We start from the raw sequence: 21,783 nt of genomic DNA, 5'->3' as shown, positions 1-21,783 counted from the left end.
CACTTGCCTGATCAGAACAAAGGAAACACCATGAGCTCCACCTCTTCTGCCGCCGCCACCGCGCGCCTCGACCGCATCCTGGCCGATGCCAAGCGCGACAAGGAAATGGGCTACCGCGACAAGGCCCTGAGAATGTACCCGCACGTATGCGGCCGCTGCGCCCGCGAGTTCGCCGGCAAGCGCCTGAGCGAGCTGACCGTGCATCACCGTGACCACAACCACGACAACAATCCTCAGGACGGCTCCAACTGGGAGCTGCTGTGCCTGTACTGCCACGACAACGAACACTCGCGCTACACCGACCAGCAGTACTTCAGCGAAGGCTCCACCAGCACCCCGAGCATTGCCAAGGCTACGCACAACCCGTTTGCCGGGCTGGCGGGCATGCTGAAGAAAGACTGACCATCGATTCGCCCCCCGCTGCTACCGGGCAGCCCGTATAATCGCACTTTTTTTCGCGAAGGGCCCCGGTACGTGGCAAACAAACGATACAGCTGCATCGGCCTGTTCAACCCCAAGTCGGCAGAAAACGTCGGCTCTGTGATGCGCGCAGCGGGCTGCTATGGCGTCAATTCGGTGTTCTACACGGGCAAACGCTATGAACGCGCACGTGACTTCGTCACCGACACCAAGCGCGTGCACTACGACATCCCGTTGATCGGCATCGACGACCTGCAGCGCATTATCCCGCTGGGCTGCACGCCAGTAGCGGTAGAACTGGTGGAGGGTGCGCGGCCATTGCCGGATTACACCCATCCGGATCGGGCCATTTACATCTTCGGGCCAGAGGATGGCTCGTTAAGCGAAGAGGTGCGGGGATGGTGTGAAGAGACTATCTACATCCCGACCGAGGGCTGTATGAACCTGGCGGCAACGGTGAATGTGGTGCTGTACGACCGCTTGGCCAAGGGGCTGAATACCCGCTCGGGGCCCAAGTTCAAATAAAAAGGCCGCCACTGCGGCGGCAGGACAGACCTGCCAACACAGGGCGACCGAGTGCTGAGCTCCGTCAGAACAGCACCGAAACCGGGCCGAACATTGCCTCGACAAACCATGGGTTGTCGCGATCAACGCTGCCGACGATGGTTGGCTGCACGCTCCCCAACCTCGGTTTCGCCCCGTGAACAATGCTGAGTTTCTGCTCGGCGGTGTATTCCAGGTACGACTTGATACGCTTGAAATGCGACTTGCAGACGATGCCGCCCTGCCGATTGTCAGGCGCAGGGATGCCTAGTGCAGCACCTTGCTCTGCAACACATCGGAACGCCGCCCCAGCACGTTCTCGCTGATCTGCACAAAGTCTTCGGTACTGACGCTGGGCAGGCGCATCAGCCCCCGCACCACATCGTCCAACGAACGTTTGGCCTGGGTGTGAATGCGGATTTCCTTGTCCAGCGCCTGCAACAGCATCACGCCGCGGGCCACCTGGGCCGGGCTTGCGCGTTCACCCTTGAGCCGGTTGACCTTGGCGCCCTGCTTGCTCAGACGCGCCTGCCAGACCTGGTAACGGTCATCACTCATCCCGCCCGAGCGGCGTAGCAACTCGTTGGCGTAATAATCGGTCAGGCTCTCTACCAGCCAGTCACTGCCGTCACGCCCGTGAATCTGCGCGAACAGTTGCACCAATTCGCGCAGCAACGGGCTATTGCCGTTTTCGCTGACCATGGGCCGGGCACTGTTCAGGTACAACGAGCCCTGCGCAGCCATAGCCCCTCGCCACATGCCGTCACGCGCCCCGACCAAGAGCAGCTTGGGCGGGTTACGCGGGAACACAGCTTGTAGTTGTGGCCAGACGAATGTGAGCAAGGTCAGGCTGTCCATGCGCCGCATGCCCTGCCCCACCGGCGCGGCCACGGTCACTTCGGTCTCGCCCAGGCGAGCGCGGCGGCTGCCCAGGTCGCCGGCAAGCATCCAGCCGGTCGGGCGATCGAACAAGCGCGACACGTTGTCGATGCGAAACTTCCCCTTGCCGATACGCGGCCAGGACGTTTCGATGCTCTTCCAGCCCTCGGGCAGGTCGAAAGCCAGGCGCGCCACCAGCTCGGTACCATCCTGCTGGTCGAGGCGCGCAGGGGGTATCAGCTGGTCGCCGAGGAACAGTGCCCAGTGTGGGGTGATGCGTGATGAATAGGCGCCGCTGGCCAGCTTCTGGTCCAGTTGCACACGGTAGCTGAGGCTGGTCTTGCCGGCCGCTGGCTGCCAGATACCACGCTGCCCCTTCAGCTGCCATTGCCCATCGGCCTGGAAGCCGCTGTAGGCCCCAGCCTTGCCCAAGTCGAAGTCCAGGCTGCGCACGGCGCTGCCTTCGGCCAATGTCACGCGGACCTCGGCCTGGCCGCTGGCAGGCAGCAAGCGCACCTGGTAGTGGAGGTCGACCTTCTTCGCCCAGGCCGGCGAACTGGCCATCAGGCCCAACAGCAACAACAGCTGGCAACGCATACAGAAACTCCTTGTTTCCCCGAGGCAGCGGGCCGCGCCGGTCAGCTGGCGCGAAAGATCAGGTGGTCTTCCCAGTCGTCTTCGTGCACATCGTGTTCACTGAGCATACGCCCCGACTGGGAAATGCGCTGTTCATGAACCTGTTGCCGGTCGCCACAGACCAGGTGGTGCCAGGCAGGCAAGTCCTTGCCCTCACTGACCAGACGGTAACCGCAGGTACTCGGCAGCCACTTGAACTGGTCGGCCTTGCCCGGGGTAAGCTGGATGCAGTCTGGCACGTGGGCGAAGCGGTTGGGGTAGTCGCTGCACTGGCACGTATCCAGGTCCAGCAATTTGCAGGCGATGCGCGTGTAATAGACGCTGTTGTCGTCTTCGTCCTCGAGCTTTTGCAGGCAGCACAGGCCGCAGCCATCGCACAGCGACTCCCACTCTTGCTGGCTGAGTTGTTCGAGGGTCTTGCGCCGCCAGAACGGCGCGTTTTCAGCGATCATCACACAGGGTTCCTGCCTTCATCTTGGGGGCCACGGCGCGCGGCGGCGCCAGTCTAGAGCCTGGCCTTCGGCAAAGCCAGACCGCTTGTCAGTCGCGACGGCACGCAGTAGCGTGCGCTTTTCCCGTCCGTTTGCAGGAGCCGCCATGAGCGCCAACCCCCGCATTGCCGATTACGCCATCAACGAGCAGTTCATCAACCGCTGGTCACCACGCGCCTTCACCGCCGAGCCGATCAGCGAAGAAACCCTGCTGAGCTTCCTCGAGGCCGCCCGCTGGGCACCTTCGGCCTATAACTCGCAGCCTTGGCGCTTCCTTTATGCCCGCCGCGACACGCCGAACTGGGAGCGTTACCTGAGCCTGCTGGTGCCCTTCAATCGCAGCTGGGCGCAACAAGCGTCGGCGCTGGTGCTGGTCATTTCGAAGACTACCTTCGCGGCCCCGGGCGCTACGGAAGAAAAACCGGCCCTGTGGCACACCTTCGACACGGGCTCTGCCTGGGGGCACCTGGCCCTGCAGGCCAGCATCAGCGGCTGGCATACCCATGGCATGGCCGGCTTCGATCAGGACCTGGCACGTCAGGAACTGAAGATTCCCGAAGGTTACGCACTGCATGCCATGGTGGCGATCGGCAAGCTGGGGGACAAGGCCAGCCTGGATGAAGCCCTGCAGGCGCGTGAAGTGCCAAGCCCGCGCAAGCCGCTGAGCGAGCTGGCTGCTGAAGGCGATTTCAGCCTGTAAGGTTTGTGTTGGCCGTGCTGGCCTCTTCGCGGGCAAGCCCGCTCCTACGGGGATATCACCACCCTGTGCTGGAGGGGTTTACCCGCGAAGAGGCCGGTACAGGCCACAGCAATCAGTAGCCCCGGGCGAAATCGACTTCGCCACGCAACCCCTGCCCCGCCGCATACGCTCGCACATTCTCCGCAAACAAGCGCACCATCGCCGCCGGCGAGGTGGGCGCCGAGCTGTGCCCGGTCAGCAGCAAGCCCCAGGCGGTCCAGAACGGGTGTTGCTTGGGCAGCGGCTCCTGGCGGCACACATCGATCACCGCACCGGCCAGATGGCCCTCCTTCAACGCCTCGACCAGGTCGGCATCAACCACCGCCACACCACGTCCGGCATTGATGAACAAGGCCGAGGGCTGGAAGCACTTGAACAGCGCGGCGTCATACAGGTCATGAGTCGCCGGGGTATCCGGCAGCAGGTTCAGCACGTAGTCGACCTGGCCAACCAAGCGCGGCAGGTCGGCCAGCGCCGCCACCTCGACGAACGGTGCCTGCTCACGGGCGCTGCTGGCAACGCCGTACAGCGCCACACCAAACGGCTGCAGGAACTCGGCCACACGCTGACCAATGTCGCCTACACCCACAATGAGGACCTTGCGCCCTTCCAGGCTGCGCCCCGGGCGGTCATCCCAGCGCCGCTCAACCTGGCTGACCAGGCGCGACAGCACCTCACGCTCATGGCCTAGCATATAGGTGAGCATGTACTCGGCCATCACCTGCCCGAAGATGCCTACTGCGCGGCTCAGGCGGTAATCACGCGGCAGGCCGTCGGCCAGCAACGGCGTGATACCCGCCCATGTCGACTGTATCCAGCCAGGCTTGTGGCCTTGGCGCAGCAGACTGGCCAGCAAGTCCGGCTGGCCCAGCCACACCGGACACTGCGGTGCCTGGCGGGCCAGTTCGGCAGAGTCGCCGCTGGTCAACACTTCCACTTCTGGCGCGGCGGCGCGCAAAAGCCCGGCGTATCGAGCATGGTCATGCTCAGCGATCAGTACACGCATGGTCAGACGGGGTCGTTTCGGCGCAGCAGCTCTTCGGGCAGGTGCTCGATGTACTCATCTTCCAGCGGCGGCATCTGCAGGTGGTAGCCTTGGCTTTCGAGGTTCTCCAGCACCTTGGTGATGTCCTCGCGGGCCAGCTTGCGCTCAGGGCTGAGCACCAGGTCAAAAGCGTGCACGGGGGTGCCGAAGAACGGCAGCAGCCCTTCAGGCACGCGTTCCAGGCCGTCAGCCTTGAGTACGTACAGGTACATTTCGTTCTTGCGTGGGCTCTTGTAGATCGAGCAAATGCGTTTCATCGGGTTTCTCCGGCACCTGCCAGGTTGTCCAGCAGGGCCTGGCCCATGCGCTCACGGCGCCAGCCGCGCAGCGAATCGGGCAGTTGATAAGGGCCATTGGGGTATCCGCTCTTGAGCAGCGCCTCCAGGGCTTTCTTGCGCAGCATCAACTCGGGCGCAATCCCCAGGCGCTCGCCTTCGGCCTGGCCGATGGCACGCAGCTGCTTGAGAAGGCCAGCAGCCTCGATCGGCAGCGGCTCGGGCAAGGGCGCTGGCCATTGCTCGGCCGGCAGGCTGGCGGCGTGCTTGATCAGCTGGATGAGGCACTCACCGTCCTGACGAATGGTGCGCGGGTGCATCTCGTCGATCTTGGCCAAGGCCGACAGGTTGTTCGGCTGGCTTTTGGCCATGGGCCACAGCGAGTGCTCCTTGAGGATACGATTACGCGGCACATCGCGGTTGCGCGCTTCGCGTTCGCGCCAGGCGCACAGCTCACGTAGCACTGCCAGTTGTTGAGGCGCCAGCTTCCAGGCCAGCTTGACGTCGCGGTACAGGCTTTCAGGCTCGACTTCACGGCGCAACGCAGCTACCAGCTCGGCGCCGTCTTCCAGCACCCAGGCATACTTGTCGTCACTCAGCCGCGGGCGCAGCACGCTGAACAGCTCGGCCAGGTGCACGGCATCTTCGGCAGCGTAGCTGACCTGGGTTTCCGAGAGCGGGCGTTGCAGCCAGTCGGAGCGGGTTTCGCCTTTGGGCAATTCGATGCCCAGCACTTCCTGCACCAGGCGCGAATAGCCCATGGAGAAGCCCAGGTTCAGGTAACCGGCGGCCAGCTGAGTGTCGAACAGCGGCTGAGGCAGCTTGCCGGTCAGGCGCAGCAGCACTTCAAGGTCTTCGCTGCAGGCGTGCAGCACCTTGACCACACCGCTGTCTTCCAGCAGGTCGGCCAAGGGTTGCCAGTTGCCGATCAGCAGCGGGTCGATCAGAAAGGCGCGTTGGCCGTCGCCAATCTGAATCAGCCCGGCTTTCGGGTAGAAGGTGTCGACCCGCATGAATTCGGTGTCGACGGCGACGAAGGGCAGCTGGTGCCAGTCGCGGCAGTGTTCGGCCAGGCTCTGGTCGTCACGGATCCAGTGAATTTCGATGGCCACAAGGCTCTCCCACTAACATTGGCGCGCAGTATATACGGCGCGGGCACTGCGGGTGAAACTGTCCCGCTTTTCGGGGGCAGTCCACCCTGAGGGAGCCGGCGCACCCGCGAATGAAGGCAATACGGTGTAAGACCCGGGCTTGCCCGGGTTCGCGGGCTTGCCCGCTCCCACAGGGCTTCAGCGCTTGGCCGCCAGCCAGGGCCGGCAACTGGCGAACATGTCCAGCGACTGCTGGTAGAGCTCGGTATGTACCTGCAACAGGCCAAGCATCGAGTGGAACAGGTTGTCCTGGGACAGCGGGGCATCGCTGAGCCGTGCCAGGCAGTCGGTATCGACGCCGAAGTCCTCCTTGTAGCTGTCGGAGAACCAGGTCAGCAGCGGCACGTGCTTCTGCGGCTCGGGAGCGATGGCGTAGGGCGTGCCGTGCAGGAACAGGTTGTACTCGCCCAGCGACTCGCCGTGGTCGGACAGGTAGATCATCGCGGTATCGACCTTGTCTTGCTTGCCGCGCAGGGTATCGATCAGCGAGGCCAGCACCTTATCGGTATAGGCCAGGGTGTTGTCGTACCCGTTGATGATTTCCTCCTCGCTGCACTGGTTCAACGCGTTGCTCTGGCACACCGGGGTGAAGCGCTCGCCATCACTGGGGTAGCGCTTGAAGTACTCGGGGCCGTGGCTGCCCATCTGGTGCAGCACCAGCACGGTGTCCTTGTCGAGGTTGTCGATCAACGCGTCCAGGCCTTGCAGCAGGATCTGGTCATGGCATTCGCCATCGGCGCACAGCTGCGGGTCCTTGAGGTTGCTGACGTCGATGAACTGCACGCGATCGCAGGTGCCTTTGCAGCCCGACTGGTTGTCACGCCACTGCACGGCCAGGCCGGCACGCTGCAGGATGTCCAACAGCCCTTCGCGGTTCTTCGCTACGCGGGCGTCGTAGTCCTTGCGCTTCATGCCCGAGAACATGCAAGGCACCGAAACCGCCGTTTCCGTACCGCACGAGTGCACGTCGGAAAACGCCAGCAGGCCCTGCTCTTTGGCGAGATTGGGCGTGGTATCGCGGTCATAGCCCAGCACGCCGAAATGGTCTGCCCGGGCACTTTCCCCGACCACCAGCACGGTCAGCGACTTGCGCTCATGTTTTTGCCAGGCCGCATCACGCTTGGCATCTTCGCCATAATGCTGGAACGGGCGCGAGGCCGTACCGACACGCTCGCCGACATAACCAATGGAGGCCCCGACGATATTGCTGGGGGTGAGCATCAGGCGCAATTCATGGTGATTGCGAAACAGCGACGACAGCCCTTGATAGTTGACCAACGCGACCGAACCGATGGTCACCACACAGGCACCACTGACCACCAACTTGCCCAGCAGCTCGCGGTGCCAGGGGCGGTAGGCGATCTGCGCCTTCCACAGCAGCACCGATGGCAGCACGCCCAGCAGCAGGATATACGCGGCAAACTTGAACGACATCAAGTCGCGCACTTCCGCAACATTGGTCTCGGCCATATTGCGGAACATCGCGGCGTCAATAAGTACGCCGTACTGGTTCATGAAGTAAGCCACGCCCGCGCCACTGATGAACAACACAATAAGTACCGGCTTCAATACATACCGGAAGGCAAGTAACGTGAGTATGAGATTGAAGGCGAACAGCATCAGCACAGCAAACGCCAGACTCAGCCACAACCCCGACAGGCCGGCAGGAACCGCCGCTTGCAGATGCTCCCAGAGGAACATGTTGAAGCCGATCAGCAGGTAAAGACTGGCCAGCAGCGTGACCCATTCAGTCCGCAGGGATTTGAAGTTGAGCATTAGCGTTCGCAATCAAGAGTGATTATCACCCCCAGGCCAAATGGCACTGTGGGAAAGTTGGGCGAACTCTAGAAAGCACGTCATCAATTTTTTGTGAAAAAGTCGGTAACAATTTCGTGAGGGTGCGTCTTTTACCAATTATCTCAAAACCATTCAGCTGCCATTCAGCCTGAACCGCCGTCACAAGCCTGCGCAAAGACAGCTATCCTCAATGGTCAGGACCTTACCGACAACCCTGACAGAGGTGAAGAAATGCCAGTTCCGCACGATCTGCTCGCTGACCTGCACGTTACCGCTGATGCATTCCAGGCACTCATAGAGAAGGATCAGGACCTGCACAAACTGCACAAGGAGTACAACGCCAAGGACAAGGAGGTGGTAGCCGCCGAAGGCAACGGCACCAACGACGAGGCCGTCAACCGCCTGCGCAAGGAAAGGTTGCTGATCAAGGACAAGATCGAACGGATCATTCATCCGCCCAAATCCTGACAGGCATTTATTGAATCCACCGGCCTCTTCGCGGGTGAACCCGCTCCTACACCGATGTGCAGACCGTCGTAGGAGCGGGTTCACCCGCGAAAGGGCCGGGCCTGCTGGCCAGTATCCCTGGCCGTTCACCGTTGCCGTCGCTACCGTATTCGCGGGTACCCCCCTACGCGCAGACCGTCGTAGAAACAGGTTCACCCGCGAAAGGGCCGGGCCTGCTGGCCAATGTCCCTGGCCACTCACCGTTGCCGTCGCCTCCGTATTCGCGGGTAAACCCGCTCCTACGCCAATGCGCAGACCGTCGTAGGAGCGGGTTCACCCGCGAAAGGGCCGGGCCTGCTGGCCAATGTCCCTGGTCGCTCACCGTTGCCGTCGCCACCGTATTCGCGGGTAAACCCGCTCCTACGCCAATGTGCAGACCGTCGTAGGAGCGGGTTTACCCGCGAAAGGGCCGGGCCTGCTGGCCAGTATCCCTGGCCGTTCACCGTTGCCGCCGCTACCGTATTCGCGGGTAAACCCGCTCCTACGCCAATGTGCAGACCGTCGTAGGAGCGGGTTTACCCGCGAAAGGGCCGGGCCTGCTGGCCAATGCCCCTGGCCGTTCACCGTTCTCGCCGCTACCGTATTCGCGGGTAAACCCGCTCCTACCACCTGCAGGAGCGGGCGAGCCCGCGAAGAGGCCTGCAGCCCTACACAGCAACCAGCGCTTTCAACGCTCCATCCAGGTCCTCGACCAGGTCACGGTAATCCTCGATCCCTACCGACAACCGCAGCAGGTTCTCGCTGATCCCCATCACCCATTTCTGTTCTGGGCTCAGCGAGCAGTGCGACATGCTCCAGGAATGGTTGATCATGCTTTCCACCCCACCCAGCGAGTCGGCCAGGACAAAGATCTGCAGCGCCTCCACCAGGCGGTTGAGCGCGGCGCGGTCGCCTTTCACTTTCATCGCCACCACCGCCCCGCCACTGCGCATCTGGCGTTTGCACAGCTCATGCTGAGGGTGGCTTTCCAGCCCTGGGTAATACACCTGCTCGACCTGCGCGTGACCTTCCAGGAAGCGCGCCACCTGCAGGGCATTGGCACACTGGCGCTCCATGCGCACATCCAGGGTCTTCAGACCGCGCAGGGCCAGGTAGCAGTCGAACGGCCCCTGCACCGCCCCAATCGCCATGCTGATACGGCGCAGGCGTGCCAGCAACGCATCATTGGCCGCCACCACCACACCGCCGGTGAGGTCGGAGTGGCCACCGATGTACTTGCTGGCCGAGTGCATCACCAGGTCCACACCCAGGGTGATCGGACGCTGGTTCCACGGCGAGCAGAAGGTGTTGTCGATGCAGGTGAGGATGCCCTTGGCCTTGGCCAGGTCGCACACCGCCTTGATGTCGACCAGGTGCAGCAACGGGTTGGTCGGCGACTCGATCCAGATCAGCTGGGTTTCCGGCTTGATCGCAGCCGCTACGGCTTCAAGGTCGTTGAGATCGACATAGGTGGTGGTCAGCCCCGAGGTGCGGCTGCGGTAATCTTCCATGATGCGGAACGTGCCACCGTACACGCCGTTCATCACCACCACGTGGGCATCCTTGGGCAGCAGCTCAAGCACGGTTGCGGTGGCATTGACTCCCGAGGCGCAGGCCACAGCGCCCACGCCTTCTTCCAGGGCAGCGACACAGGTTTCGTAGGCATGCCGGGTGGGGTTGCCGACGCGGCTGTAGGAATATTCCGGCTTATCGTCCAGGCTGCGCTTGGTGAACGAACTGGCGGTGACGATGGCCGGAAAAATGGCGTTATCGGCAACGCTGAACTGCTCGCCGGCGTGAATGGTACGGGTGGCGAAATTGCGCGGCTTGTCAGACATGGTCAGGCCCATTGGCAGAGTGAAAGCTGCAACTATCGCACAACCCAAATCGTCTGGCCTTGGGGTAATCTGTGAAATATTTTCCTGTACGGCCAGCGCGCGATATGGACAGTTTTGACCAGCACATTCTTACCCTGCTACAGCGTGATGCCTCGATCTCGCTGAAGGACCTGGCCGAGGCCGTCAACCTGTCCACCACACCGTGCTGGAAGCGGGTCAAGCGCCTGGAGGAAGACGGCTACATCCTCGGCCGCGTCGCCCTGCTGGACCCCGAACGGCTGGGGTTGGGGCTTACCGTGTTCGTCCAGCTCAAGACCCAGCGCCACGACAGCGCCTGGCTGGAGCAGTTTGCTGCGACCGTGACCGGGTTCGAGGAAGTGATGGAGTGCTACCGCATGTCCGGGGACTGGGACTACATGCTGCGGGTGGTGGTGGGTGATATTGCGGCGTATGACCGGTTCTACAAAAAGCTGATTACCCGTACCGATGGGCTATCGAACATCACCTCCAGTTTTGCCATGGAGCAGATGAAGTACACCACGGCTTACCCGGTGCATCGCGCCTGACTGGTGCTGGATTCTTCGCGGGCAAACCCACAGGATCACCTCAACCTCAAGCGCTGTGGGGTCCCGTAGGAGCGGGTTCACCCGCGAAGAGGCCAGCACAGGCACCCCATCAATCCGAGGCCAACACCGCCGCAATGCGGTTCCCCGCCTTGGCTTTCACGACCTTGATCGCCACGAATTTCGAGGTCGGGGTATAGGTCCCCTCGCCATAACTTTCAAGCGGTACCAACGGGTTGGTTTCCGGGTAATACGCCGCCGCCTGCCCCTCAGGCACGTCATACGCCACCAGGCGGAACCCCGACACCCGCCGCTCCACGCCATCCTCCCACAGCGACACAAGGTCTACCTGTTCACCCGGTTCGAAGCCCAGGCGGCGGATGTCGGCTTCGTTGACAAACACCACTTCACGCAGGCCGAACACCCCACGGTAGCGGTCGTCCAGGCCATACAGGGTGGTGTTGTACTGGTCGTGCGAACGCAGGGTCTGCAAAATCAGGTCGGGCTTGTCACCACGGGCCAGTACCTTGGCGTTGACCAGTTCCTCGGGCAGCGCGTGGGGCATGAAGCGGGCCTTGCCCGTGGCCGTGCGGAAGTTGCGATCGGCGGCATTGTTGCCAAGGTGGAACCCGCCGGGGCTGTTCAAGCGTTCATTGAAACCGGTAAAGCCCGGAATCACGTCAGCGATCATGTCGCGAATGCGGTTGTAATCGGCCACCGCGTACTCCCAGTCGATCGGCTGGTTGCCCAGCGTGGCCTTCGCCATGCCGGCAATGATCCACGGTTCCGAGCGCATATGCGGCGAGCGCGGGCGCAACTGGCCGTTGGAGATGTGCACCATGCTGAAGGTGTCCTCCACGGTCACGCCTTGCGGCCCTTCGGCCTGCAGGTCGATTTCGGTACGGCCCAGGCACGGCAGGATCAGCGCATCGCGGCCGGTGACCAGGTGCGAGCGGTTGAGCTTGGTGGAAATCTGCACGGTCAACGCGCAGTTCTGCAGCGCCGCGTGGGTGCGCGCGGTGTCCGGGGTGGCTTGGGCAAAGTTGCCGCCCAGGCCGATGAACACCTTGGCCCGCCCCTCTTCCATAGCCTTGATGGCCAACACCGCGTTGTGCCCATGGGTACGCGGCACACTGAACTGGAAGCGTTGTTCGATGGCATCGAGTAGCGCCGCCGACGGCTTCTCGTCAATGCCCATGGTACGGTCCCCCTGCACGTTGCTGTGGCCACGCACCGGCGACAGGCCTGCGCCGGGTTTGCCGACGTTGCCGCGCAGCAGCTGCAGGTTGACGATTTCCTGCACGGTCGGCACCGAATGGCGGTGCTGGGTGACGCCCATGGCCCAGCACATGATGACCCGCTCGGCCTTGCGATACATGCGTGCGGCCAGCTCGATCTCGGCCAAGGTCAAGCCCGACTGTTTGACGATGTGCTCCCAGGACGTGGCATCCACCGCCGCCAGGTAATCGTCGACGCCGCTGGTGTGCTCGGCGATGAAGGCATGGTCGAATACCGCCGGCTCGCCCTTGGCCTGTGCCTCGCGCTCCCATTGCAACAAGTACTTGGCAATACCGCGCATTGCCGCCATGTCTCCACCCAAGGCCGGGCGGAAGTAGGCGCTGGAGGTCGGCTCGGAGCCGTTGCTGAGCATTTCGAACGGGTGCTGCGGGTGCTGGAAGCGCTCGAGGCCTCGCTCTTTCAGCGGGTTGAAGCAGACGACCTGAGCGCCACGCTTGACCGCTTCGCGCAGGGGTTCGAGCATGCGCGGGTGGTTGGTGCCGGGGTTCTGCCCGATGACGAATATCGCGTCGGCCAGCTCCAGATCGTGGAACACCACGGTGCCCTTGCCCACCCCGAGGGTTTCCGACATGCCCGCGCCGCTGGCTTCGTGGCACATGTTCGAGCAATCCGGGAAGTTGTTGGTGCCGTAGGCACGCACGAACAGCTGGTAAAGGAACGCCGCTTCGTTGCTGGCCCGGCCCGAGGTATAGAATTCGGCCTCATCCGGCGACTGCAGCGCACGCAGGTGCCTGGCGACCAGCTCGAAGGCCTCCTGCCAGGTGGTTTCGACATAGTGGTCGGTGGCGGCATCGTAGCGCATCGGGTGGGTGAGGCGGCCCTGGTATTCAAGCCAGTAGTCGGTCTGCTCCTTCAACGCGCTGACGCTGTATTTGGCGAAGAAAGCCGGGTCGACCGAGCGGCCGGTGGCTTCCCAGTTGACCGCCTTGGCGCCGTTTTCGCAGAACTTGACCATGTCGCTTTCCGGCGACTCGCCCCAGGCACAGCCGGGGCAGTCGAAACCGCCGTTCTGGTTGGTCTTGAGCATGGCCCGCAGGTTCTTGAAGGCGTTGTCGCTGCCCAGCCAGCTCTTGGTCACGCTTTTGAGCGCCCCCCAGCCGGCAGCGGCGCCCTTGTAGTCCCTGATATGTTCGTCCTGGCTCATGCGATGAATCCTCACGCTTCGATGCTTTTTTCCAGCCTATGGAGCGTGGGAAGGGGCGTCCAATCGAAAGATCTTACGGCGTGATAAGCGGTTTCGATCATGGCTGCCAGAGGCTATACCAAGCGATAGAGGCCATCGATCAACCGGTCAGGCAAAGCAATTTGACGGCCTTGCGGCCAGGTTATAGCTTGGAGTCATGTCCCAACCCATTCGAGTGCGAACGTGGAACAGAACAGCCGGGCCCTGATCGACGGCTTCAACCGGAAAATCGACTACCTGCGGATGTCGGTCACCGACCGCTGTGACTTCCGTTGCGTGTACTGCATGGCCGAAGACATGCAGTTTCTGCCGCGCCAGCAAATCCTCAGCCTCGAAGAACTGTTCCAGGTGGCCGAACGCTTCGTCGCGCTGGGCACCCGAAAGATCCGCCTGACGGGTGGCGAGCCACTGGTACGCCAGGGCATCGTCGACCTGTGCGGGCGCATCGCCGCCCTGCCCGGCCTGCGCGAGCTGTGCCTGACCAGCAACGGCTCGCAACTTGGGCGCCTGGCTCAGCCGCTGTTCGACGCCGGGGTGACACGCCTGAACATCAGCCTGGATAGCCTGGATGCCGACCGTTTCAAGCAGCTGACCCGTACCGGCGACCTTGCCCAGGTAATCGCCGGCATCGACGCCGCACGCCAGGCCGGTTTCAAGCGCACCAAGCTCAACTGCGTGGTACTCAAAGGCCGCAACGACCATGAACTGGTCGATCTGGTGCGCTTTGCCATCGAACGCGAGCTGGACATCACCTTCATCGAGGAAATGCCGCTGGGGGTGATAAGCGAGCATGAACGTGGCGAATCGTTCTGCTCCAGTGATGAAGTACGGGCACGCCTGGCCGAGCAGTTCACGCTGGTCGAATCGACCGAGTCGTCCATGGGGCCGGCCCGCTACTGGCGCCTGGCCGAAGCCGCGAACACCCGGGTCGGCTTCATTTCCCCGCACAGCCACAACTTCTGCGCCACCTGCAACCGCGTGCGCCTTACCGTCGAAGGCCGCCTGCTGCTGTGCCTGGGCAACGAACACTCGGTCGACCTCAAGCACGTGCTGCGCGCCCACCCTGGCAACCCCGAACGCCTGGAAAAGGCCATTCGCGATTCGCTGCACCTCAAGCCCTATCGCCATCACTTCGAAGTCGGTGGCGATGTGCAGATCCTGCGCTTCATGAACATGACCGGCGGCTGAGCAGCCGTCTCTGGATTTCCATGATCGTCCCCCCCTCCACCGATGTGTTGCGCGTGTTGTTCACCCTCAAGGGGTCGATCGTCAAACGCATTGCCCTGCGTTGCCTGATGGTGACACTGCTGGCCGCGCTGATCGTGCTGGTCGAGCGACATTTCCCGACGTATTTCTACCCGGTCAGCGCCACGCCGTTCACCTTGCTGGGCCTGTCGCTGTCGATCTTCATGAGCTTTCGCAACAACGCGTGCTATGACCGTTGGTGGGAGGGGCGCAAGGCCTGGGGCAAACTGATTATCGAAACCCGCTCGTTCGTGCGGGAAAGCGTGGCGATTACCGACGAAACACTGCGCACCGAACTGCTGCGCAACCTGTGTGGTTTCGCCCATGCACTCAATGCCCGGCTGCGTAACGAGGACGAACGGGCAGCTGCCAGACCGTGGCTGGCCAGGGCCGATGCGATCAGCCCGCACAATGTGTGCGACGGCATCCTGCGTGAAATCGGCGACCACTGTTCACGGTTGGCCGCACAGCAACAGATCAGCGAATGGCGCTACAACCTGCTGGAGCAACGCCTGGCGGGCCTGACCGAAGTGCAAGCCACCTGCGAGCGGATCAAGGGCACACCCTTGCCGTTCCCCTACACGCTGCTGCTGCACCGTACCATCTACATTTTCTGCCTGCTGCTGCCGTTTGCCCTGGCCGAGCCGCTGGGCTGGCTGGCACCACTTTTCACCACCATCGTGGGGTACACGTTCTTCGGGCTGGATGCGATAGGCAACGAGCTAGAAGACCCGTTCGGGCGCGATGAGAACGATCTGCCGACCGATGCCATGGTGCGGACTGTGGAGCGCGATGTGCTGGCCGGGCTGGGGGAACAGCAGCTGCCTCCTGCCTTGTTGCCGGTGGGGTATGTGTTGAGCTGACGGTGGGTGGTTGCCTGTTCTGGCCTCTTCGCGGGTAAACCCGCTCCTACACCGGCAACAGGTGTTTGACGAAGTTGCATGGCCGGTGCCGTGCATCCAGCTGCTCGGCCAGAATGCCTTCCCAGGCGGTGCGGCAGGCTCCGGTCGAGCCCGGCAGGCAACATACCAACGTGCGGTTGGACAACCCGGCCAACGCCCGGCTCTGCACGGTCGAGCTGCCAATATCGAGAATCGACAATGCCCGGAACAACTCGCCAAACCCATCGATACGCTTGTCCAGCAGGCACTCGACCGCTTCGGGTGTGCTGTCGCGCCCGGTAAAGCCGGTCCCGCCAGTGATCAGCACCACCTGCACCTGTTCATCGGCAATCCAGCTGGCCACCTGAGCGCGGATCTTGTACAGGTCGTCCTTGAGCAGCGCTCGCGCCACCAGCCGGTGACCGACCTCGACCGAGCGGTTGGCCAGCAGCGCGCCGGAAGTATCGTTGTCGTAGGTACGGGTGTCGCTGACAGTCAGCACGGCGATGTTCAGCGGTACGAAGACCGCATCAAGTTGGACGCGCACGGTGAAGCTCCTTGAAGGGCATTTTCACCACGCTAGAGGCATACCCCCAGAGGCGTCCAATCGATATGACGTACCGGCCGATCAATGACATCTATCGCAGACGTGGGTTAAGGTCTGCATAACCAGACGCCAGGCACTTCCATGGACATCAAGCAGCTCAAGTTCCTCATCGCCCTCGACCAGACCCGCCACTTCGGCCAGGCGGCGGCGCTGTGCCATATCACCCAACCGACGCTGTCCATGCGCCTGCGCAACCTGGAAGACGAACTGGACCTGGTGCTGGTCAAGCGGGGCCAGCGCTTCGAAGGTTTCACCGAGGCCGGCGAGCGCATCCTGGCCTGGGCCCGTACCCTGCTCGCCGCCCATGACGGCCTGCAGGCCGAGGCTGCCAGTTGCCGTGGCCAGGTGGTCGGCAGCCTGCGCCTGGGCACGGTGCCGCTGGCCAGTTTCAACCCCATGCACCTGCTGCTGCCCCTGCGCGAAAAATACCCCGAACTGCACTTTCAGCTCAGCTCGCTGAGTTCGGAACAGGTCATCGACGGCCTCAGCCGCAACCAGCTCGACCTGGGTATCTGCTACCTGGACCAGGTCAACACCAGCTTCTTCGAAGTGATCGAACTCGGCACCACCACCATGGGCCTGCTGCACGATACACGGCACTTCCAGTTCGCCAGCGACCGGCTGCGCTGGGACGAGCTTGGCGATATTCCGCTGGGGCTGCTGAGCAAAGGCATGCACTACCGCCAGTCGCTGGACCTGAGCTTCCGCAGCCGTGGCCTGGAGCCCAATGCGGTGCTTGAGAGCGACTCGAGCTTCCAGCTTATCCAGGCCATCAACACCGGCATATGCTGCGCGATCATGCCACTGGACTGCGGCCTGGAAGACCTCAGCGAGCACCTGCGCATCGTACCGGTGGCAGACGCCGCCATCCACAGCCCGGTCGGCCTGCTGCTGCGCCGCAGCGAGCCGCGCTCGGCGATTGCCGAGCAATGCTTTGCCGAGGCGCGGGGGCTGTTTCAGGCCACCTGATCGGCGGTAGCCTGGCGATACTGGCGTGGCGTAAAACCGGTCAGTTGCTTGAACTGGCGGCTGAAAGCGCTGTGGTCAGTGTAGCCGCAGCGCATCGCCACTTCAGTGATCGGCAGCTCCGAATGCAGCAGGCGATGTGCGTGCTCCAGGCGTGCCTTGTGGATCATCTGCCGGGGCGTGAGGTGGAACACCCGCTTGCAATAGCGCTCCAGCTGGGCCACGGAAATACCGGCGATGCGGGTTAGCTCGCCCATGCTGATCGGCTGGTGAAAATGCTGGCGAATGTGCTCGTCCACCGCAGCCAGGCGCTGGTAAGCGGGGTGGCTGTCGGCGGCTGACTGCAGGTCGACCGAAATACCGACCAGGCCGATGATTTCGCCCGCCTGGTTGTACAGCGGGCGCTTGTGGGTCAGGCACCAGCCGGGTTCACGGCTGCCGTACAGGTGCAGCTCCAGTTGGTCCTCCAGCACCATCCCTTCCTTGAGCACCCGGCGGTCCTGCTCGGTGTAGCCGGGGCCCAGCTGTGCCGGGAACACTTCGGCGCTGGTCTTGCCCAGCAGCGGTTGCAAGCGCTTGAGGCCGCAGCGCTGGACCAAGGTGTTGTTGGCCAGCACGTAGCGGGCGGCCGGGTCCTTGATGAAGATTGCGGCGTTGGGGATGGCGTCGAGCATCGGCAGCAACAGCGATACACCGGCGAGCAGGGCCTCGAGGGTGGCGGGGCGGTGCTGGTCGAGGGACTGGTAGAGGGTTGCCAGGGGGGTGTCGGTCATCTGTCGGTTCTCTGCTGGCTGGGCCGGCCTCTTCGCGGGTGAACCCGCTCCTACAGGGCCCCCACAGATTTTGAATTCTGCGCCGTACCTGTAGGAGCGGGTTCACCCGCGAAAGGGCCGGCACTAGCACTGCATCTCTCAAACCCTTATCCGGTATGGCTTTGAGCCTATCCCCCCGCTTTGCGCCTTACCACTGTTTTTCTGCAACTGTGCCGATTTCGTCATCCCCCTTGCAGAAAACCATCAAGAACCGCCGCCCCGACCGGTTCACTCTATGCCCCACGCAAGCCGCCCAAGTCCTACAAGAGCGCGGCCCAAAAAGCCGCATCTCGTGACATCAGACCTGCCTATCCAATAACCAACAAAAAGGCGAACCCATGTCAGGCAAATTCAAAAAACAGTTATCACTGCTGGACCTCACCTTCATCGGCCTAGGGGCCATTTTCGGCTCCGGCTGGCTGTTCGCCGCCAGCCACGTGTCGGCCATCGCCGGCCCGGCCGGCATCCTCTCCTGGTTTCTCGGCGGGTTCGCCGTACTGCTGCTGGGTATCGTCTACTGCGAGCTGGGCGCCGCCCTGCCACGTGCCGGCGGCGTGGTGCGCTACCCGGTTTACTCGCACGGCCCACTGCTCGGCTACCTGATGGGTTTCATCACCCTGATCGCCTTTTCCAGCCTGATCGCCATCGAAGTGGTTGCCTCACGCCAATACGCCGCCGCCTGGTTTCCCGGGCTGACCAAGGCCGGCTCCAGCGACCCGACCGTGCTCGGCTGGCTGGTGCAGTTCGCCTTGCTGGGGCTGTTCTTCTTCCTCAACTACCGCAGCGTGAAAACCTTCGCCAAGGCCAACAACCTGGTCAGCGTGTTCAAGTTCATCGTGCCGCTGCTGGTGATAGGCGTGCTGTTCACCTTCTTCAAACCGGAAAACTTCGAGGTCCAGGGCTTTGCCCCGTTCGGCCTGTCCGGGGTGGAAATGGCCGTATCCGCCGGCGGCATCATCTTCGCCTACCTGGGCCTGACGCCGATCATTTCGGTGGCCAGCGAGGTCAAGAACCCGCAGCGCACCATCCCGATTGCGCTGATTCTTTCGGTGTTGCTGTCCACCGCGATCTACGCTTTGCTGCAACTGGCCTTCCTCGGCAGCGTGCCGACCGAAATGTTGGCCAACGGCTGGGCCAGCGTGACCAAGGAACTGGCCCTGCCCTACCGTGACATCGCCCTGGCGCTGGGTGTGGGCTGGCTGGCCTACCTGGTGGTGGCCGACGCAGTGATCTCGCCAAGCGGCTGCGGCAACATCTACATGAACGCCACCCCGCGCGTGATCTATGGCTGGGCGCAGACCGGCACCTTCTTCAAGTACTTCACCCGCATCGATGCAGAGTCCGGCATCCCGCGCCCGGCCCTGTGGCTGACGTTCGGCCTGTCGGTGTTCTGGACCCTGCCCTTCCCGTCGTGGGAAGCGCTGATCAACGTGGTATCCGCCGCTCTGGTACTGAGCTACGCCGTGGCCCCGGTCAGTGTTGCCGCCCTGCGCCGCAATGCACCACACATGCCGCGCCCGTTCCGGGTCAAGGGCATGGCTGTGCTCGGCCCGCTGTCGTTCATCATCGCCGCGCTGATCGTGTACTGGTCGGGCTGGAACACCGTGTCGTGGCTGCTGGCCCTGCAGATCGTGATGTTCGTGCTGTACCTGCTGTGCAGCCGTTTCGTACCCACCCAGCACCTTTCGCTGGCCCAGCAAGTTCGCTCGTCGGCGTGGCTGATCGGGTTCTATGCGCTGACCATCCTGCTGTCGTGGCTGGGCAGCTTCGGCGGCCTGGGCGTCATCGGCCACCCATTCGACACCGTGGTCGTGGCGGCCTGCGCGCTGGGCATCTACTACTGGGGCGCGGCCACTGGCGTGCCTGCCCACCTGGTGCGCCTGGAAGGCGAGGACGAAAGCGAAGCCTGCGCTGAAACCTATACCGGCCGCCCTGCTGCCGTCGCTTCCTGATCTTTTACGCAAGGGACAAGCCCATGAAACAGATTCACGTCATCGACTCCCACACTGGCGGCGAACCGACCCGCCTGGTGATGAAGGGCTTTCCGCAACTGCACGGCCGCAGCATGGCCGAACAGCGCGACGAACTGCGCGAGCTGCACGACCGGTGGCGCCGCGCCTGCCTGCTGGAGCCACGCGGCAACGATGTGCTGGTTGGCGCACTGTACTGCCCGCCAGTGTCGGCCGACGCCACCTGCGGGGTGATCTTCTTCAACAACGCCGGTTACCTGAACATGTGCGGCCACGGCACCATCGGCCTGGTCGCCTCGCTACAGCACCTGGGCCTGATCGCACCGGGTGTGCACAAGATCGACACCCCGGTCGGCCAGGTCAGCGCCACCCTGCATGAAGACGGCGCCATCACCGTCGCCAACGTGCCCTCCTACCGCTACCGCCAGCATGTGGCGGTGAATGTGCCCGGCCATGGCGTGGTGCACGGCGACATCGCCTGGGGCGGCAACTGGTTCTTCCTCGTTGCCGAACACGGCCAGCGCATCGAGCTGGATAACCGCGAGGTGTTGACCGAGTACACCTGGGCCATGCTCAAGGCGCTCGAAGCCCAAGGCATCACCGGCGAAAACGGCGCGCCCATCGACCATGTCGAGCTGTTCGCCGACGACCCCAACGCCGACAGCCGCAACTTCGTGATGTGCCCCGGCAAGGCCTACGACCGCTCCCCATGCGGCACAGGCACCAGCGCCAAGCTGGCCTGCCTGGCCGCCGACGGCAAGCTTGCCGAAGGCCAGACCTGGGTGCAGGCCAGCATCACCGGCAGCCAGTTTCACGGCCGTTACGAGCGCGACGGCGAGCGTATTCGACCGTTCATCACCGGCCGTGCCCACATGACCGCCGACAGCACCCTGCTGATCGACGAACAGGACCCGTTCGCCTGGGGCATCTGAGCCCACGGCCTTTTGACCAAACCCAATTTCGCCAGGAGTAACAACAATGACCAACAACATTTTCACCGGCACCATGCCCGCCCTGATGACCCCATGCACCGCCGAGCGCAAGCCGGACTTCGACGCCTTGGTGCGCAAGGGCCGCGAACTGATCGAAGCCGGCATGAGCGCCGTGGTGTACTGCGGCTCGATGGGCGACTGGCCGCTGCTGACCGAGGCCGAGCGCCAGGAAGGCGTGGCGCGCCTGGTGGCGGCCGGTATCCCGACCATCGTCGGCACGGGCGCAGTCAACACCCGTGAGGCAGTGTCGCATGCCGCCCACGCCGCCAAGGTCGGTGCCGCCGGCCTGATGGTCATCCCTCGCGTGCTCAGCCGCGGCGCCTCGCTGATCGCCCAGAAGCATCACTTCTCGGCCATCCTGGCTGCCGCGCCGAAGCTGCCGGCGGTGATCTACAACAGCCCCTACTACGGTTTTGCCACCCGCGCCGACCTGTTCTTCGAACTGCGTAGCGCGTTCCCCAACCTGATCGGTTTCAAGGAGTTCGGCGGTGGCGCCGACCTGCGCTATGCCGCCGAGCACATCACCTCCAAGGATGACGATGTCACCCTGATGGTCGGTGTCGACACCCAGGTGGTGCATGGCTTCGTCAACTGCAACGCCACCGGCGCCATCACCGGCATCGGCAATGCGCTGCCGCGCGAAGTGCTGCAACTGGTGAGCCTGAGCAAACAGGCCGCCAAAGGCGACGCCCGTGCCCGCCGCCTGGCGCGCGAGCTGGAAGCGGCGCTGGCGGTGCTGTCGTCGTTCGATGAAGGCTGCGACCTGGTGTTGTATTACAAGCACTTGATGGTGCTCAACGGCGACACCGAGTACAGCCTGCACTTCAACGAGACCGACGTCCTGACCGACGCCCAGCGCAACTATGCCGAACAGCAGTACGCGCTGTTCCGCAGCTGGTACGCCAGCTGGTCGGCTGAGCAGAACATCGCCTGAGCAGCCACCGCTCTCCCTGTGGGGGCGGGCG

The 21,783-nt window shown here is 63.1% G+C and carries 22 protein-coding genes; 11 read left to right on the top strand and 11 right to left on the bottom strand.

The annotated features are described in order from the left end of the window. Nucleotides 1–30: 30 nt before the first annotated feature. Entirely contained in the window at nt 31–402 is a 372-nt protein-coding gene (locus ACZ889_RS10605; RefSeq protein WP_003254676.1) for a YajD family HNH nuclease, read from the top strand. 72 nt (nt 403–474) lie between these two features. Then, the gene (locus ACZ889_RS10600) at nt 475–945 is read left to right on the top strand and encodes an RNA methyltransferase (protein WP_003254677.1); all 471 of its coding nucleotides are present in this window, start codon (nt 475–477) and stop codon (nt 943–945) included. 64 nt (nt 946–1,009) lie between these two features. Here the strand turns inward: ACZ889_RS10600 and ACZ889_RS10595 are convergent, their stop codons facing one another. The 3 genes from ACZ889_RS10595 to ACZ889_RS10585 are packed head-to-tail and all read right to left on the bottom strand — an operon-like array spanning nt 1,010 to nt 2,930. Continuing rightward, the gene (locus ACZ889_RS10595) at nt 1,010–1,228 is read right to left on the bottom strand and encodes an aldehyde dehydrogenase family protein (RefSeq protein WP_108078912.1); all 219 of its coding nucleotides are present in this window, start codon (nt 1,226–1,228) and stop codon (nt 1,010–1,012) included. 2 nt (nt 1,229–1,230) lie between these two features. Beyond that, nucleotides 1,231–2,439, bottom strand: coding sequence for a hypothetical protein (locus ACZ889_RS10590; RefSeq protein ID WP_003254679.1), 1,209 nt, complete (start codon nt 2,437–2,439; stop codon nt 1,231–1,233). 41 nt (nt 2,440–2,480) lie between these two features. Beyond that, a complete protein-coding gene (locus ACZ889_RS10585) occupies nt 2,481–2,930 on the bottom strand; it encodes a YcgN family cysteine cluster protein (RefSeq protein ID WP_004575890.1) in 450 nt (149 codons plus the stop codon). 145 nt (nt 2,931–3,075) lie between these two features. Between ACZ889_RS10585 and ACZ889_RS10580 the strand changes: the two genes are divergently transcribed. Beyond that, nucleotides 3,076–3,669: a nitroreductase family protein gene (locus ACZ889_RS10580; protein WP_003254681.1), complete on the top strand. Its 594-nt coding sequence runs from the start codon at nt 3,076–3,078 to the stop codon at nt 3,667–3,669. 112 nt (nt 3,670–3,781) lie between these two features. On the opposite strand, the gene ACZ889_RS10575 is transcribed toward ACZ889_RS10580, so the two are convergent. The 4 genes from ACZ889_RS10575 to ACZ889_RS10560 form a co-directional block, all read right to left on the bottom strand. Beyond that, nucleotides 3,782–4,714: a D-2-hydroxyacid dehydrogenase gene (locus ACZ889_RS10575; protein WP_004575888.1), complete on the bottom strand. Its 933-nt coding sequence runs from the start codon at nt 4,712–4,714 to the stop codon at nt 3,782–3,784. A 2-nt stretch (nt 4,715–4,716) separates the two neighbouring features. Beyond that, nucleotides 4,717–5,010 (bottom strand): YcgL domain-containing protein, encoded by a 294-nt coding sequence (locus ACZ889_RS10570; protein ID WP_003254683.1) that lies wholly within the window; start codon nt 5,008–5,010, stop codon nt 4,717–4,719. Further along, complete coding sequence (gene rnd / locus ACZ889_RS10565) at nt 5,007–6,140, bottom strand: ribonuclease D (RefSeq protein WP_476257366.1); 1,134 nt, start codon at nt 6,138–6,140, stop codon at nt 5,007–5,009. Before rnd ends, ACZ889_RS10570 begins: the two co-directional genes overlap by 4 nt. A gap of 177 nt (nt 6,141–6,317) precedes the next feature. After that, on the bottom strand, nt 6,318–7,955 hold the full coding sequence (locus ACZ889_RS10560; RefSeq protein WP_476257365.1) for a phosphoethanolamine transferase: 1,638 nt from the start codon (nt 7,953–7,955) through the stop codon (nt 6,318–6,320). A gap of 252 nt (nt 7,956–8,207) precedes the next feature. Here ACZ889_RS10560 and ACZ889_RS10555 point away from each other — a divergent pair, with 252 nt between their 5' ends. Next, nucleotides 8,208–8,444 carry an HP1242/YdcH family protein gene (locus ACZ889_RS10555; protein WP_003254689.1) on the top strand — a complete coding sequence of 79 codons (237 nt, stop codon included), beginning with the start codon at nt 8,208–8,210 and terminating at the stop codon, nt 8,442–8,444. A 686-nt stretch (nt 8,445–9,130) separates the two neighbouring features. Here ACZ889_RS10555 and ACZ889_RS10550 read toward each other — a convergent pair. Next, nucleotides 9,131–10,312: a trans-sulfuration enzyme family protein gene (locus ACZ889_RS10550; RefSeq protein ID WP_476257364.1), complete on the bottom strand. Its 1,182-nt coding sequence runs from the start codon at nt 10,310–10,312 to the stop codon at nt 9,131–9,133. Between the two features lie 92 nt (nt 10,313–10,404). Here ACZ889_RS10550 and ACZ889_RS10545 point away from each other — a divergent pair, with 92 nt between their 5' ends. Beyond that, a complete protein-coding gene (locus tag ACZ889_RS10545; RefSeq protein WP_003254691.1) occupies nt 10,405–10,866 on the top strand; it encodes an Lrp/AsnC family transcriptional regulator in 462 nt (153 codons plus the stop codon). Nucleotides 10,867–10,975: 109 nt separating this feature from the next. Here the strand turns inward: ACZ889_RS10545 and ACZ889_RS10540 are convergent, their stop codons facing one another. Then, the gene (locus ACZ889_RS10540) at nt 10,976–13,306 is read right to left on the bottom strand and encodes an FdhF/YdeP family oxidoreductase (RefSeq protein WP_180688690.1); all 2,331 of its coding nucleotides are present in this window, start codon (nt 13,304–13,306) and stop codon (nt 10,976–10,978) included. 222 nt (nt 13,307–13,528) lie between these two features. Between ACZ889_RS10540 and moaA the strand changes: the two genes are divergently transcribed. Together moaA and ACZ889_RS10530 are read left to right on the top strand one after the other, a co-directional pair. Next, the gene (gene moaA / locus ACZ889_RS10535) at nt 13,529–14,533 is read left to right on the top strand and encodes a GTP 3',8-cyclase MoaA (RefSeq protein WP_003254695.1); all 1,005 of its coding nucleotides are present in this window, start codon (nt 13,529–13,531) and stop codon (nt 14,531–14,533) included. Nucleotides 14,534–14,553: 20 nt separating this feature from the next. After that, on the top strand, nt 14,554–15,453 hold the full coding sequence (locus ACZ889_RS10530) for a bestrophin family protein (RefSeq protein ID WP_180688691.1): 900 nt from the start codon (nt 14,554–14,556) through the stop codon (nt 15,451–15,453). Nucleotides 15,454–15,499: 46 nt separating this feature from the next. Here the strand turns inward: ACZ889_RS10530 and moaB are convergent, their stop codons facing one another. Next, on the bottom strand, nt 15,500–16,018 hold the full coding sequence (gene moaB / locus ACZ889_RS10525) for a molybdenum cofactor biosynthesis protein B (RefSeq protein WP_098091224.1): 519 nt from the start codon (nt 16,016–16,018) through the stop codon (nt 15,500–15,502). 141 nt (nt 16,019–16,159) lie between these two features. On the opposite strand from moaB, the gene ACZ889_RS10520 reads away from it, so the two are divergent. Further along, nucleotides 16,160–17,047, top strand: a complete 888-nt coding sequence (locus tag ACZ889_RS10520) for a LysR family transcriptional regulator (RefSeq protein ID WP_003254701.1) — start codon at nt 16,160–16,162, stop codon at nt 17,045–17,047. Here ACZ889_RS10520 and ACZ889_RS10515 read toward each other — a convergent pair. Beyond that, nucleotides 17,035–17,817: a PAS domain-containing protein gene (locus ACZ889_RS10515; RefSeq protein ID WP_476257363.1), complete on the bottom strand. Its 783-nt coding sequence runs from the start codon at nt 17,815–17,817 to the stop codon at nt 17,035–17,037. The two genes, ACZ889_RS10520 and ACZ889_RS10515, sit on opposite strands and share 13 nt — an antisense overlap. 377 nt (nt 17,818–18,194) lie before the next feature. Between ACZ889_RS10515 and ACZ889_RS10510 the strand changes: the two genes are divergently transcribed. From ACZ889_RS10510 to ACZ889_RS10500, 3 genes are read left to right on the top strand one after another with little or no spacing between them, the layout of a single operon-like run. Further along, complete coding sequence (locus tag ACZ889_RS10510) at nt 18,195–19,808, top strand: APC family permease (protein ID WP_012051492.1); 1,614 nt, start codon at nt 18,195–18,197, stop codon at nt 19,806–19,808. A gap of 23 nt (nt 19,809–19,831) precedes the next feature. Continuing rightward, complete coding sequence (locus tag ACZ889_RS10505; protein ID WP_476257362.1) at nt 19,832–20,758, top strand: 4-hydroxyproline epimerase; 927 nt, start codon at nt 19,832–19,834, stop codon at nt 20,756–20,758. A 46-nt stretch (nt 20,759–20,804) separates the two neighbouring features. Beyond that, nucleotides 20,805–21,752, top strand: a complete 948-nt coding sequence (locus tag ACZ889_RS10500; protein ID WP_003254709.1) for a dihydrodipicolinate synthase family protein — start codon at nt 20,805–20,807, stop codon at nt 21,750–21,752. Nucleotides 21,753–21,783 lie beyond the last annotated feature (31 nt).

Source organism: Pseudomonas sp. TE3895 (genome assembly GCF_056278855.1).
Note: the sequence above shows the minus strand (reverse complement) of the source record. Positions and strands in the feature narration are given on the sequence as shown.